12 protein-coding genes and 1 other RNA gene are annotated in these 11,808 nt (G+C 64.0%); 7 read left to right on the top strand and 6 right to left on the bottom strand.

What is annotated here, in order from left to right; genetic code table 11:
* Nucleotides 1-38 precede the first annotated feature (38 nt).
* The 3 genes from ASF90_RS16320 to ASF90_RS16330 all read left to right on the top strand — a co-directional run bounded on the left by ASF90_RS16320 (nucleotide 39) and on the right by ASF90_RS16330 (nucleotide 2,114).
* A complete protein-coding gene (locus ASF90_RS16320; RefSeq protein WP_005912447.1) occupies nucleotides 39-461 on the top strand; it encodes a biopolymer transporter ExbD in 423 nt (140 codons plus the stop codon).
* Between the two features lie 3 nt (nucleotides 462-464).
* Nucleotides 465-878: a biopolymer transporter ExbD gene (locus tag ASF90_RS16325; RefSeq protein ID WP_055852577.1), complete on the top strand. Its 414-nt coding sequence runs from the start codon at nucleotides 465-467 to the stop codon at nucleotides 876-878.
* An 828-nt stretch (nucleotides 879-1,706) separates the two neighbouring features.
* A complete protein-coding gene (locus tag ASF90_RS16330; RefSeq protein ID WP_055852580.1) occupies nucleotides 1,707-2,114 on the top strand; it encodes a biopolymer transporter ExbD in 408 nt (135 codons plus the stop codon).
* Nucleotides 2,115-2,729: 615 nt separating this feature from the next.
* On the opposite strand, the gene ASF90_RS16335 is transcribed toward ASF90_RS16330, so the two are convergent.
* The 3 genes from ASF90_RS16335 to cls form a co-directional block, all read right to left on the bottom strand.
* The gene (locus ASF90_RS16335; RefSeq protein ID WP_055852583.1) at nucleotides 2,730-3,497 is read right to left on the bottom strand and encodes a pyridoxine 5'-phosphate synthase; all 768 of its coding nucleotides are present in this window, start codon (nucleotides 3,495-3,497) and stop codon (nucleotides 2,730-2,732) included.
* 11 nt (nucleotides 3,498-3,508) lie between these two features.
* On the bottom strand, nucleotides 3,509-3,778 hold the full coding sequence (locus ASF90_RS16340) for a hypothetical protein (protein ID WP_055852586.1): 270 nt from the start codon (nucleotides 3,776-3,778) through the stop codon (nucleotides 3,509-3,511).
* 71 nt (nucleotides 3,779-3,849) lie between these two features.
* Nucleotides 3,850-5,310, bottom strand: a complete 1,461-nt coding sequence (gene cls / locus ASF90_RS16345) for a cardiolipin synthase (protein ID WP_055852587.1) — start codon at nucleotides 5,308-5,310, stop codon at nucleotides 3,850-3,852.
* Nucleotides 5,311-5,449: 139 nt separating this feature from the next.
* Between cls and ASF90_RS16350 the strand changes: the two genes are divergently transcribed.
* Nucleotides 5,450-6,544 (top strand): PA0069 family radical SAM protein, encoded by a 1,095-nt coding sequence (locus tag ASF90_RS16350; RefSeq protein ID WP_055852589.1) that lies wholly within the window; start codon nucleotides 5,450-5,452, stop codon nucleotides 6,542-6,544.
* Between the two features lie 272 nt (nucleotides 6,545-6,816).
* Here the strand turns inward: ASF90_RS16350 and ASF90_RS16355 are convergent, their stop codons facing one another.
* Complete coding sequence (locus ASF90_RS16355) at nucleotides 6,817-7,518, bottom strand: 2OG-Fe(II) oxygenase (RefSeq protein WP_055852961.1); 702 nt, start codon at nucleotides 7,516-7,518, stop codon at nucleotides 6,817-6,819.
* A 361-nt stretch (nucleotides 7,519-7,879) separates the two neighbouring features.
* The gene (locus ASF90_RS16360) at nucleotides 7,880-9,220 is read right to left on the bottom strand and encodes an outer membrane protein transport protein (protein WP_055852592.1); all 1,341 of its coding nucleotides are present in this window, start codon (nucleotides 9,218-9,220) and stop codon (nucleotides 7,880-7,882) included.
* Between the two features lie 218 nt (nucleotides 9,221-9,438).
* On the opposite strand from ASF90_RS16360, the gene ASF90_RS16365 reads away from it, so the two are divergent.
* The 3 genes from ASF90_RS16365 to ASF90_RS16375 all read left to right on the top strand — a co-directional run bounded on the left by ASF90_RS16365 (nucleotide 9,439) and on the right by ASF90_RS16375 (nucleotide 11,525).
* Nucleotides 9,439-10,131 carry a rhomboid family intramembrane serine protease gene (locus ASF90_RS16365; RefSeq protein WP_046962787.1) on the top strand — a complete coding sequence of 231 codons (693 nt, stop codon included), beginning with the start codon at nucleotides 9,439-9,441 and terminating at the stop codon, nucleotides 10,129-10,131.
* Between the two features lie 90 nt (nucleotides 10,132-10,221).
* Nucleotides 10,222-10,539, top strand: a complete 318-nt coding sequence (locus ASF90_RS16370; RefSeq protein WP_055852962.1) for a DUF1820 family protein — start codon at nucleotides 10,222-10,224, stop codon at nucleotides 10,537-10,539.
* On the top strand, nucleotides 10,539-11,525 hold the full coding sequence (locus ASF90_RS16375; protein WP_055852595.1) for a D-2-hydroxyacid dehydrogenase family protein: 987 nt from the start codon (nucleotides 10,539-10,541) through the stop codon (nucleotides 11,523-11,525). Before ASF90_RS16370 ends, ASF90_RS16375 begins: the two co-directional genes overlap by 1 nt.
* A gap of 126 nt (nucleotides 11,526-11,651) precedes the next feature.
* Here ASF90_RS16375 and ASF90_RS22680 read toward each other — a convergent pair.
* Nucleotides 11,652-11,728, bottom strand: a non-coding RNA gene (locus ASF90_RS22680) — sX9 sRNA.
* Nucleotides 11,729-11,808: the final 80 nt, after the last annotated feature.

Here is an 11,808-nt window from a genome sequence, read left to right on the forward strand (position 1 = left end):
TAAAGAACGCCTTCGCAACGATTTAGACGGAGCCCGTTATGGCCTTCAGTAGTGGAAACAGCGGTGGCCCGATGGCCGACATCAATGTGACGCCCCTGGTGGACGTCATGCTGGTGCTGCTGATCATCTTCATCATTACGGCACCGCTGATGTCCCACAAGGTCAAGGTGGAGCTGCCAGAGGCCAACTTGATCCAGAAGGAAGATGCGGAGAAACGCGCCGCGCCGATCACTCTGGCTGTCAAGGAAGATGGGTCGCTGTACTGGAACGACGAGCCGATCTCCAAGGAAGCCCTGGAGTCGCGCCTGTCCACCGCAGCACAGCAGACCCCGCAGCCGCCGCTCAATCTGCGCGGCGACCGCACGACCAAAATGCGTACGATCAACGAGATCACCAAGATCGCGCAGGGTCAGGGCATGTTGGACGTCGGTTTTGTTGCAACCAAAGTGAAGGGGCAGTAAGCCATGGCATTTAGTACTGGTGGAGGCCGTGGGCCGATGGCCGACATCAACGTCACGCCCCTCGTGGACGTGATGCTGGTGCTGCTGATCATCTTCATTGTGACCGCGCCGATCATGACGTATCCGATCGCCGTGGATCTGCCGCAGCGGGTGCTGAACCCGCCACCGCAGACGACTGAGCCGCCGCCGCCGATCGAGTTGCGTATCGACGCCAGCAACCAGGTGTTCTGGAACAACAGCCCGACGCCGGTTGATCAGTTGCAGCAGAAGATGGAAGAAGTGGTCCAGGCCGATCCGACCAATCAGCCGGAACTGCGCATCGATGCAAATCAGGATGCGGAGTACGAGGTGATGGCGAAGGTGCTGGCCGCTGCGAAGAACTCGCAGATGAAGAAAATCGGTTTCATGCAGCAGTAAACGCATCTGCAATACCGCAACACAACAGTCATGACGCGACTGCAACGCCACCGGAAACGGTGGCGTTTTTTTATGCCTGCTCCTGTGGGTTGGTGCCTGCGAACCTGCGATCTCACCGACGCGATCGCGTGCGAACAGCAGATGGACACTTTGCCTTGCAGTGCAAGATACCGAGAGTCTGCAGCAGCGGTTTGATGCAGTGGATTATTCGGTGCATATACGTGCAAACCGAAACGACTTTCTCGCTTCGAGATACCCTTTGCTTCATCCGCACCGCTCGTTGAAGTGGCGGTTACCCATCATGCGGGCAAGACGGTACATGTGTGTACAGACATCTGGCGTTGCGCAGAGACAACTAAAAGCCAGTTAGAGAGCAACGTCGGATGGGTACACATCTAATGCAACTGAAGGCGGCTTTTTCGCTTCGAGATTCCCTTTACTTAATCCGCACCGCTCGTTGAAGTGGTGGTGGTTACCCATCATGCGGGCAAGACAGTGCATGCGTGTACAGACGTCTGGAGTTACGTAGAGCCAACTAAAAGCCAGCTAGAGAGCAACCTCGGATGTGTACGCATCACGGATCAACACGTTTAGGCGATCAGCTAGAAGCTAGCTAACAACAACACATTGCATGCGGCCGGACCACGAACGCACACGTTTATGCCATTGGCTGTGCGTCTGCTTGGACACGTGGTTCTTCGCAGAAACACCCCGCTCCCACGTTCAAGGCCGTTAGTGCTGAGACCTGTCTCGATGCCTATTCCATGGCGTCTTTCCAGGTGTATGCTCGGCCATGCAGCCCCCACGATCACAGCACCGGAGGCAGTCATGGCTTTCAGTACAGCAGGGACTCGGGGACCACTGGCGGAGATCAATGTCACGCCGCTGGTGGATGTCATGTTGGTGTTGTTGATCATCTTTATCGTCACCGCGCCGATGGTGACGCGCACGATGACGCTGGATCTGCCGCAGTCCACCCGCCAGCCGCGCGTGCCGCTGGAGCCGCCTGCCCCGATTGCCTTGCGGCTTGATGCCGACGGCCAGGTGTTCTGGAATGCCAGCCCGGTGAGCTTGCAGGATCTGCAGTCGCGTTTGATCGAACAGATGCGCGAGACGGCCGGCAATCAGCCGGAGCTACGTATCGCTGCCAACCAGGAGGCCGAATATGCGGTTCTGGCCAAGGTGCTTGCAGCAGCCAAGAATGCGCAGGTAGAGCGCATCGCTTTCGTGCAATAGACCGCAGGTGCCTGCGCGGTGCGGTGCGGTGCAGGTCATCAAAGGCTCACGCGGCGTCTCTCGATGCGCTGCGTGAGCCGCATCGCAATGAATGCCGAGGCAGCGCAGCACCGTTCGTCTATCTCACTGGCTTGCCGTAGCGCATCGTTGGCAGCGTGATGGGCCGGCGGTTACACGCTGTGTGGGTTGATGCTCAGCCGCAGTAGCGGGGTATCCATCGCCCGTCGTGGCGCCAGCCGGCGTTTCACCCTGCACTGACCTGTCTGCCGCCAACCGGCAAGACGGCCTGGCGAGAAGATTTGGCAGACCTAGAGCGGTTAACAGACTAGCGCGGCAGACAAACCGATTGCGCAGCCAACCAGCTGGCACGGCTGGCGCTTGGCGCTGCAAGTATCACGTGTGCGTTTCGGTTCTGAGTACGCCGCGTAAACCCATCTGACGACGGCTCACCACATTCTGTTGGCAGTTTTGGAAGGTGCACGCAAGCGTCGCTGCAATGCGCATCGCCTACCGCCTACCGCCTACCGCCTACCGCCACCAACCAGTGCGCCGCGCAAGGTTGGCAAACCAAACACCGAATAGGAAAATACCGCTACGAAAACAGCGCGCCGTTGCCTACGCCTGCCTGCCGACGCCGCCCAGCAGCTGCACATACGCCCGCACGGTCGCATCCAGGCCTGCATACAAGGCCTCGCTGATCAGCGCGTGGCCGATCGACACTTCCAGCACGCCGGGCACGGTGGCGAGAAAATCGCCAAGGTTGGCTTGCGACAGATCATGCCCCGCATTGATTCCCAAGCCTGCGGCGGTGGCACGTCGCGCGGCGTCGGCAAACAGGGCCAGTTCGGTCTGCGGCTGCCCGCTGGCATGTGCGTGCGCGTACGGACCGGTGTACAACTCGATACGGTCTGCACCCAGTGCGGCAGCCTGGTCAAGACGCGGATTGCCGGCATCCACAAACAGGCTGACGCGGCTGCCAAGCGCCTTGAACGCAGTGATCAGTTCGCACAGCTGAGCGGTGTCCTGCGCAAAATCGAAACCGTGGTCGGAGGTCAGCTGCCCATCGCTGTCGGGTACCAAGGTGACCTGCTCCGGGCGTGTGGCACCGCACAGCTCCAGCAGCCCGGGATAGCCGGCGCGCGGCGGTGCAAACGGGTTGCCTTCGATATTGAACTCGACACCGTGCTCGCGCGTCAGTGCGCTCAGCGCCAGCACATCGTCGGCACGGATATGCCGCTGATCCGGACGCGGATGCACGGTAATGCCATGCGCGCCGGCGGCGATGCAGGTGCGGGCCGCCTGTACCACGTCCGGGTCGTGCCCACCGCGGGAGTTGCGCACAACCGCGATCTTGTTGACGTTGACGCTGAGCTGGGTGGTCACGACATCGTTCTCTACGCTTGCGGCTCGCCGTCGCGGGATGCTGCCAGCGCTGCGGCCTTGCGGGCCTCGGCCAGCTCACGCAGCCGGCGCAGTTCAGCCGGGTCGATCATGCTGCTGGTGTCGCGCTGGGTATCGTCCATGCGCGCGGCAAACCAGCCGCGGGTCCACAACAGCAGCAGCAGCAACGCCACCAATAGCGACACCACCAGCAACCACACGTGCGGCGTGCTGAAAGCCAGCACCAGCGCACCCAGTGCCATAAGCAGAAACAGCCAGTGCATGACGAGCTCCCCAATGAGTGGCGGCAGTGTAGCGCCGCGCCCGCTCTGGTTCCACGTGGGACGGGCGCGGCTTAGAGCAACGGCGACAGCAGCCGTGCGAAGGCTTCGGGCAGGCGCGAGCGCCAGAGCGGACGGCGATGCACAAAGCGCACTTCCTGCGCCTGTTGCATGTCGGTGTCGATCATCCCGGCCAGCTCGGCGGACACCGCCTGATCGCGAAACAGCATCGACAACTCGAAATTCAGCCGGAAGCTACGGCTGTCGAAATTGGCGCTGCCGACAATGCAGACCTCGTCGTCGGCCAGCAGCGCCTTGGTGTGCAGCATGCGCGGGCCGTACTCGTAGATGCGCACGCCGGCTTCGAGCAGTTCGTCGAAATACGAGCGCGCGGCATAGGTGACCAGGCGCGAGTCGCTGACGCGCGGCACCAGCAGGCGCACGTCCAGGCCGCCCAGCGCGGCCGAGGTCAGCGCCATGCGCGCGGCCTCGCCGGGAACGAAATACGGCGTGACCAGCCAGACCCGGTGCTTGGCCTCGTGGATGGCGGCGACCATCAGGCGGTGGATGGCTTCCCACGAGGAATCCGGGCCGGACACCAGCACCTGTGCATCCACCGAGCCCTGCGCCCGCGTGGGCACGTCTTCAGGCCAGAGCTGCTGGCCGTGGAAGGCGGCGCGCTCCTGCCGGGTGGCATACAGCCAGTCTTCCAGGAAGACCAGCTGCAGGCTGCGCACCACATGGCCCTGCAGGCGCACATGCAGGTCGCGATAGGCATCGCTGCGCACCTGCTCGTTCTCTTCGTCTGTGACGTTGATGCCGCCGGTGAAGCCGATGTGGCCGTCGACCACCAGCAGCTTGCGGTGGGTACGCAGGTTCAGCCACGGCCGCTTGAAGGGCTTGAGGAACTGCGATGGATGGAACCAGGCGGTTTCCACCCCCGCATCGCGCAGCGTGCGCAGCGCGCGCCGGGTCATCGCCGAGGAGCCGATCGCGTCCATCAACAGGCGCACCTTCACCCCGGCGCGGGCGCGTTCCATCAGCGCATCGCAGATCGCGGTGCCGCTGTGGTCGGGCTGGAAGATGTAGTACTCCAGATGGATGTGGTCGCGAGCGCTGCGGATCGCTTCGATGATGGCCGCATACGTCGCCGCGCCATCCACTAGCCAATGCACTTCGGTGGCGCTGCTCGGCGCCAGCCCGGTGGTGGACTGGGCGATCTTGGCCAGCTCGGTGCAATCGGCATCCGGCGGGCAGACGCTGCTGTAGCTTTCCATCCCCGAACGCGAGCGCCCACGCCGCAGCCGCTGGCGTTTCACTTTTTGCGGGCCAAGCCAGTAATAGATCAGCAGCCCCAGGTACGGCAACGCGGCCAACGACAGCACCCAACTCAGCGTGGCCACCGGCTCGCGCTTCTGCAGCACGATCCAGCTGGCGATCCACAGCAGGTAGAGCACGTAGGCGGCGAGGAGGAGCGCTTCGAGATGGGGAATGTTGGCCAGCCAATCCCACGCGCCCTGAGCAAGTGCGAGCATGCGCGGATTCTACGGCGCGTCCGCCTTGCTGCGATGACCGTGGCGCCAATGCGGTGGCGCATCGACACCGGCCTGAAAGCTTCATTGTGTCGAACGCCTGGTCGCGGCGTATGAGACCTGCCGGTCGTACGATGCGCTGATGGCAAGCGCAATCAAGGGCCGGGGTGCGACCGGTTATCTGCCCGGACGGTTCGAGGTCACCACCGAGCAGGCGGTTGACGATGGCTGGCACGTGGACGACAGCGAGGAGTTCGCTGCGGGCGTCCTGCGCACGCAGGTCACCGAGGAAACCGCGCGCAGCATCATCAGCCGCAACCAGTCGCCGGACATCGGCTTCTCGCAATCGGTCAACCCATATCGCGGCTGCGAGCACGGCTGCAGTTACTGCTTTGCGCGGCCCTCGCACGCGTATCTCAATCTGTCGCCCGGGCTGGATTTCGAGACCAAGCTGTTCGCCAAGACCAACGCACCGGACCTGCTGCGGCTTGAGTTGGCGCGGCCAAGCTATGTGCCCAGCCCGATCGCGCTGGGCATCAATACCGATGCGTATCAGCCGATCGAGCGCAAGCGCGCACTGACGCGGCAATTGATCGAAGTACTGTGGGAAACGCGGCACCCGTTCACGCTGATCACCAAAAATGCGTTGGTGACGCGCGATCTGGATCTGCTTGCACCGTTGGCGCGCGAGAATTTGGTCAACGTGTATTTTTCGGTGACCACGTTGGACCCGCAGGTGTCGGCCAAGTTGGAGCCGCGCGCCTCCGCACCGCATGCGCGTCTGCGCGCGATGCGCACCTTGCACGAGGCCGGCGTGCCGGTGGGCGTGATGGCCGCGCCGGTGATCCCGTGGATCAACGACCATGAGCTGGAAGCGATTCTGCAGGCCGCTGCCGATGCGGGTGCGAGCAGTGCCGGCTATGTGCTGCTGCGGTTGCCGCACGAAGTGGCGCCCTTGTTCCGCGACTGGCTGCAGACCCATCACCCGCAGCGCGCCGCGCATGTGATGAGCACCATCCAGCAGCTACGCGGCGGCAAGGACTACGACAGCACCTTCGGCACCCGCTTCCGTGGGCAAGGCGTGTATGCCGACCTGCTGGCGCGCCGCTTTGCGCTCGCGCATCGCCGCGCAGGATTCGAAATGCGCGCGATGCCGGCACTGGACTGCAGCGCCTTCCGCCGCCCCGCTCCGCCAGCCAAGCCGGTGCCCGACTCGCCGCAGGGGCAGTTGTTCTAGGGGCGGGGATTGGGGAGTGGGGATTGGGGATTCGCAACGGCAACGGCGCTTCGAGCGATCAGTTCCGCTTGGCTGATATGAAACGTTTGCGATGTCTGGGGCGATCTGGTTGATCGCGATGAACGTGCTGTTGTCACTCGCGCAGACACGCGGATCAATCCAAGACGGCTGTTCTGGCAGTAGCAATCAGCCATAGGAATGAAAGCCGCCAAGCAACATCAACGACGCGCCGCCGTTGCCGTTGCGATTCCCGATTCCCCACTCCCGATTCCCTATTCCCCGCCGTAAAGCGCCTGCGCCGATTGGAACAGGATCCAGCTGGTGGCGATGAATTTGTCGCCGCCGACCGGGCGGTTGCCGCGGTGGGTGTGGGTGAAGGCAGTGGGGGCGATCAACAGGCTGCCGGTGCGCGGGCGGGCCTTGCGTTGCTGGAACAGGAATTCGGTTTCGCCCTGCTCGAAGTCTTCGTTGAGGTACAGCGTCCACAGCAGGTGCCGATGCAGCGTGTCGGCACTGGCATCGCGTGGATACAGCTCGCAATGCCAATACGGGTAGCCGCCCTGGTCGGCGGTGTACCACTGCAGATTGATCGCGCCCGGACGCAGGCAGGTGCGCGCCAGATCGCCCAGCGCCTGGTCGCTCATCTGCGCGATGTCCTCGGCCACCAGCCGATGCGGTGTGCCGTCGGCGGTGGTGACCTGCAGCATCAACGGCGAGATCAGCGCCTGCGGATACTGGCGCAGATAGGTCAGCACGCCGTCGAACACCGCCTGTTGCAGGCGGCTTTCCACTTCGGCCCACTCGGCCACACCGCTGATGCGCAGATCACGACTGTGTTTGAGTTCGGGAAACACGCCGCCACCGATGCGGCCCGGATGCAGCTGCTGACTGTCGCGCATGCGCTGCACGATCGCCGCGCAATCGGCGGCCGCCACGGCGTTGTCGGTGATCTGGATAAAATCGGGTTGGCTCATGCGCACGACCATAGCAATGTAAACGCGCTGCGGTAAGCAGCCTGATCAGAGGATTTCCAATACTTCGAGCCTCCTGCATTGGCGCTCGGAAGTCCGCGCGCCTTCGATCACCGTGCTGCGTCGGCGGAATGTCGCCCATCACTGATCGCCGTCGCTTTGTTAGGTCGGCGGCGTCGCACTGTGATTGCGGAGATGACGCAGCCCCAAACGGCCAGCAGCAAGATCACCGCGCAACGCGTCTGTCGATGCAGCTTATCGGCCCAGCCGCCCAGTGTGTCCACGCACCATTCCAACGCACAGCCGCCCAAAGAAAAACCCCGCCGAAGCGGGGTTTTTCATCACACAACGCGGTTTGCGACGATCAGAACTTGTAGTTGATCGAGGCAGCCAGGATGTTGCCCTGCACATCGTAGCTACCCGCCAGGCGGTCGCCGGTGGCGCTGCGGGTGTCGCTGGTGGGGTCACTGACAAACAGGTGGGTGTAACCGAAGTTGTATTCGGCCTGCTGCGACGGACGCCAGCTCAGACCCAGCGAGACCCACTTGCGGCTGGCATCGGGCACGCGCACGTCACGGTGCTCGGCGGTGGTCGGGGTCTGGTCGTAGGCCAGGCCGCCACGCAGGGTCAGCGTTTCGCTCATGCGGTAGTCGGCACCGATCGAGGCGAAGGTGGTGTCGCGGTAGGAGAAGTCCAGCACGCTGTTGGGCTGATTGGACGCGAAGTCCACGGTCACCTGGTCGAACTTGCTCCAGGCGGTGCGGGTGACGTCGGCCATGATCGACCACTGCTCGTTCACGTTGTGCGTGAAGCTGGCGGTGGCGCTGGCGGGCAGCGTGACGGTGGCACGGCCCTTGGTGTCGATGAAGGTGCCCGGTGCGGCCACGCCCAACACGGCAGCGGCATTACCCGGCGTGGTGAAGTCGGCATCACCGTCGGTGATCTTGTGCTCCACTTCCGAGCGGTAGCTGAAGCCGATGTGGGTGTTCTCGTCGATGCTGAACAAGCCACCGAGGGTGAAGCCCACTTCGGTGCTGTTGCCCTTGATGCGCGAGTAGCCGTCGGCGCTGCCCGGCGCAAAGCCCGGCGCACGGCGCGCGGCAAGGATGCTGCCGAAGTCCACCGCGTTGCCCAGATCGATATCCAGACGCTCGGCGAACACCGAGGCGCCGAAGGACACGTACGGGTTCACGTCGTAGGAGAACGCGACATTGAAGTCGATCGCCTGCAGCTCGGTCTTGGTGCCGTGGTAGCGGCCCACCCAGTCACGGTCGTATTCGGTCTTGAAGCCGAACGGCACGGTGAGCGAGGTGCCCAGGTGCATGTTGTTGTTCTCGCCGAACGGCACGTGGAAATACATCGCCGGGACCGGCGCGATCGTGCCAGCGTCGCCGCCGTTGCCGCCGGACACCGGGGCGCCGTTGGCGTAGTTGCCGCTCTCGGGCTTGAACTTGGCCGAAAAGTGGATGGCGCTGACGTCGGCCTGGAACAGGCGACCGTCCAGCTGGCGCATGCCGGCCGGGTTGTTGACGATGATCGAGGCGTCGTCCGGGGCGCTGCCCGAACCTGCGAATGCGCGGCCGAGGCCCTTGGCGCTGTTTTCCTTCAGCTGGAATGCGGCGCCGTGCGCCTGGCCAACGGCCAGAACGCCAGCGATACCAACAGCCAGCAGGGTGGCGCGGCTCAGAGTGGAAGCGGTAGACATGAGTTGTAGCTCTCCGGATAAAGACTGCAATGGTCGGTTCAGCGCCCGCGCCCAGCACCAATCCAGTGCCTGGAGCGCGCCGGAGACCCCCCCCCGACATACGACGCCGTACGCAGTATACCCACCACGATTAACCGAACAATAACGACTTGCGTCCTGAACACGCGGTTGGGTTGGGGCTGGGTTCAGGCCCGTGGACCGGCTATTGTGCGTCTCCGATGTTCGTTTCCCTCCCCTCCCGCAAGAAACCCACCCCGCGCTGGGCGGTGCCGCTGTTGTTCGCCACGGTGTGGCTGGCCTATCTGTGGTCGATCAGCCGGCCGGGCGAAGCGCGCAATACGCTGTGGCTGGACTGGGGCGCGCTGTCCAGTGGCGTCTCCAATCTGGGCGACTGGTGGGCGACCTTGCGCGATGGCAGCGTGCTGCGGCTGTTCACGGCGTTGTTCCTGCACGCCGATTGGTCGCATCTGCTCGGCAACCTGGTGTTCCTGCTGATCTTCGGGCTGCCGGCCGAGCGCATCCTGGGGCCGTGGCGCTTGCTGCTGCTGTTTCTGGTGGGCGGCGCGGCCTCCAACCTGGCGGCGATCTTTGCGATCGGCACACCGGACCGGGTGATCATCGGCGCCTCCGGCGCGGTGTCGGCGTTGATCGGCACCTACCTGGCGTTGTTCCCCGGCGCCAAGCTGGGCGTGGTGCTGCCGCTGGGCTTGTTTCTGGAATTCATCCGCGTGCCGGCACCGCTGCTGATCGGTGCCTGGGCACTGCTGCAGGTGGTGTTCGCCTACATCGGCCCGGCGTTCGGCATGGTGGCGTGGTCGGCGCACATCGCCGGCTTCCTGTTCGGCATCGTCTACGGGCTGTATGTGCGCGCGGCCATCGCGCGACGGTTGCGCAAGCGCCACGGGTTTTAGCGCGGCAAGCGACGCATCGGGGAAGCAGGCGTGTGGCGGGCCAACGCGCGTACGCTGCGTCCATCGCAATGGCGCGCCTATAATCGGCACATGTCCAAGCCCTTGTACAAAGTCACCTTTCTTAATCACGGCAAGGTGTACGAGCTCTACGCGCACGAAGTGACCGGCAGCCATCTGTGGGGCTTCAACCAGATCGGCGAGCTGGTGTTCGACGTGCACGACGGCCTGGTGGTCGATCCCACCGAAGAACGTCTGCGCGAAGAGTTCGGCAATACCAAGACCTTGCACCTGCCGATGCAGAGCATCGTGCGTATCGAAGAAGTGGAAAAGAAAGGCCAGTCGGTGATCCGCGATGCCACCACCGGCGACAAGGTGGTGGCCTTTCCGGTGCCGACCAAGCCACGTTGATGCGCATTCTGGTGCCCGACGATTACCAGGGCTCAGTGCGTCAGCTGCCCTGTCTGCAGCGGCTGCAGGGCCATGATGTGCAGGTGCTCGGTGCATTGGCCACCGATCCCAACGAATGGGCCGAGCGCCTGGTCGAAGCCGATGCGCTGGTGCTGATCCGCGAGCGCACCCGCGTGGATGCGACGCTGTTGCGGCGGTTGCCGCGGCTCAAGCTGATCAGCCAGACCGGGCGCGTGGGCACGCATGTGGATGTGGCCGCGTGTACCGAGTTCGGGGTGGCGGTGGCTGAGGGCGTCGGCTCGCCGGTCGCGCCGGCCGAGCTGACCTGGGCGCTGATCCTGTCGGCCAGCCGCCGCCTGACCGAGTATCAGCGCGCGTTGCACCAGGGCCGCTGGCAGGCGGTCGGCGACCCCGGTCTGGGCCGATCGCTGCATGGGCGCACGCTGGGCATCTGGAGTTATGGGCGCATCGGTCAACGCGTGGCCGGGTTCGGGCGCGCGTTCGGCATGCAGGTGCTGGTCTGGGGCGGCGAAGCATCGTGCGCGCAGGCGGCGCGCGATGGGTACGCGATTGCGGCCAGTCGTCAGGAGTTGTTCGAGCGCAGCGATGTGCTGTCGTTGCATCGCCGGCTCACCGCGCAGACGCGCCATCAGGTGACCGCGCAGGATCTGGGCCACATGCGCACCGATGCCTTGCTGGTCAACACCAGCCGCGCCGAATTACTCGCACCCGGCGCACTGCTGGCCGCACTGGATGCCGGTCGGCCCGGGCAGGCGGCGGTGGATGTGTTCGAGCGCGAGCCGGTGCAGGACCCGCGCGACCCGCTCCTGCAGCACCCGCGCCTGCTGGCCACACCGCACCTGGGGTATGTGGAACGCGACAGCTACGCGCTGTACTTCGAAGCGGCCTTCGACAATGTGCTGGCCTTTGCTGCTGGCACCCCGCGCAATTTGGTCAATCCGGAAGTGCTGGCAATGACGCGCTAGCGCGTGTTTCGCGTGATGAATCGAACCACGCATGCGCGAAGACCTATGCACGCGAATGGCGCAGCGATGCGCACGCGAACGCATGGACAGGTTTGCAAAGGCGCTGGATTGCGTAGGACGAAGCGCGGCTAACAACACGTAGCGAGCAGTGGTCAGGTGGGTGTGGACGGCGTGGAGGAACCGGAGTGTACGAGTGGGTACATGCCGTACCGAGCACCGAGCACCTGCCGCCTGGCGGCTGCACAGTCCCTTTGTTAGCTGCTCTGAACCGGCGCCCGACACG

Origin of the sequence: Xanthomonas sp. Leaf148 (assembly GCF_001423585.1) — a bacterium.
Classification (GTDB): Bacteria; Pseudomonadota; Gammaproteobacteria; order Xanthomonadales; family Xanthomonadaceae; genus Xanthomonas.

What these genes read in the sequence shown, in the direction of transcription:
- ASF90_RS16320 (WP_005912447.1), top strand. Translation starts at nt 39, where the DNA reads ATGGCCTTCAGTAGTGGAAACAGCGGTGGCCCGATGGCCGACATCAAT.
- ASF90_RS16325 (WP_055852577.1), top strand. Translation starts at nt 465, where the DNA reads ATGGCATTTAGTACTGGTGGAGGCCGTGGGCCGATGGCCGACATCAAC.
- ASF90_RS16330 (WP_055852580.1), top strand. Translation starts at nt 1,707, where the DNA reads ATGGCTTTCAGTACAGCAGGGACTCGGGGACCACTGGCGGAGATCAAT.
- ASF90_RS16340 (WP_055852586.1), bottom strand. Translation starts at nt 3,778, where the DNA reads ATGCACTGGCTGTTTCTGCTTATGGCACTGGGTGCGCTGGTGCTGGCT.
- cls (WP_055852587.1), bottom strand. Translation starts at nt 5,310, where the DNA reads ATGCTCGCACTTGCTCAGGGCGCGTGGGATTGGCTGGCCAACATTCCC.
- ASF90_RS16350 (WP_055852589.1), top strand. Translation starts at nt 5,450, where the DNA reads ATGGCAAGCGCAATCAAGGGCCGGGGTGCGACCGGTTATCTGCCCGGA.
- ASF90_RS16355 (WP_055852961.1), bottom strand. Translation starts at nt 7,518, where the DNA reads ATGAGCCAACCCGATTTTATCCAGATCACCGACAACGCCGTGGCGGCC.
- ASF90_RS16360 (WP_055852592.1), bottom strand. Translation starts at nt 9,220, where the DNA reads ATGTCTACCGCTTCCACTCTGAGCCGCGCCACCCTGCTGGCTGTTGGT.
- ASF90_RS16365 (WP_046962787.1), top strand. Translation starts at nt 9,439, where the DNA reads ATGTTCGTTTCCCTCCCCTCCCGCAAGAAACCCACCCCGCGCTGGGCG.
- ASF90_RS16370 (WP_055852962.1), top strand. Translation starts at nt 10,222, where the DNA reads ATGTCCAAGCCCTTGTACAAAGTCACCTTTCTTAATCACGGCAAGGTG.
- ASF90_RS16375 (WP_055852595.1), top strand. Translation starts at nt 10,539, where the DNA reads ATGCGCATTCTGGTGCCCGACGATTACCAGGGCTCAGTGCGTCAGCTG.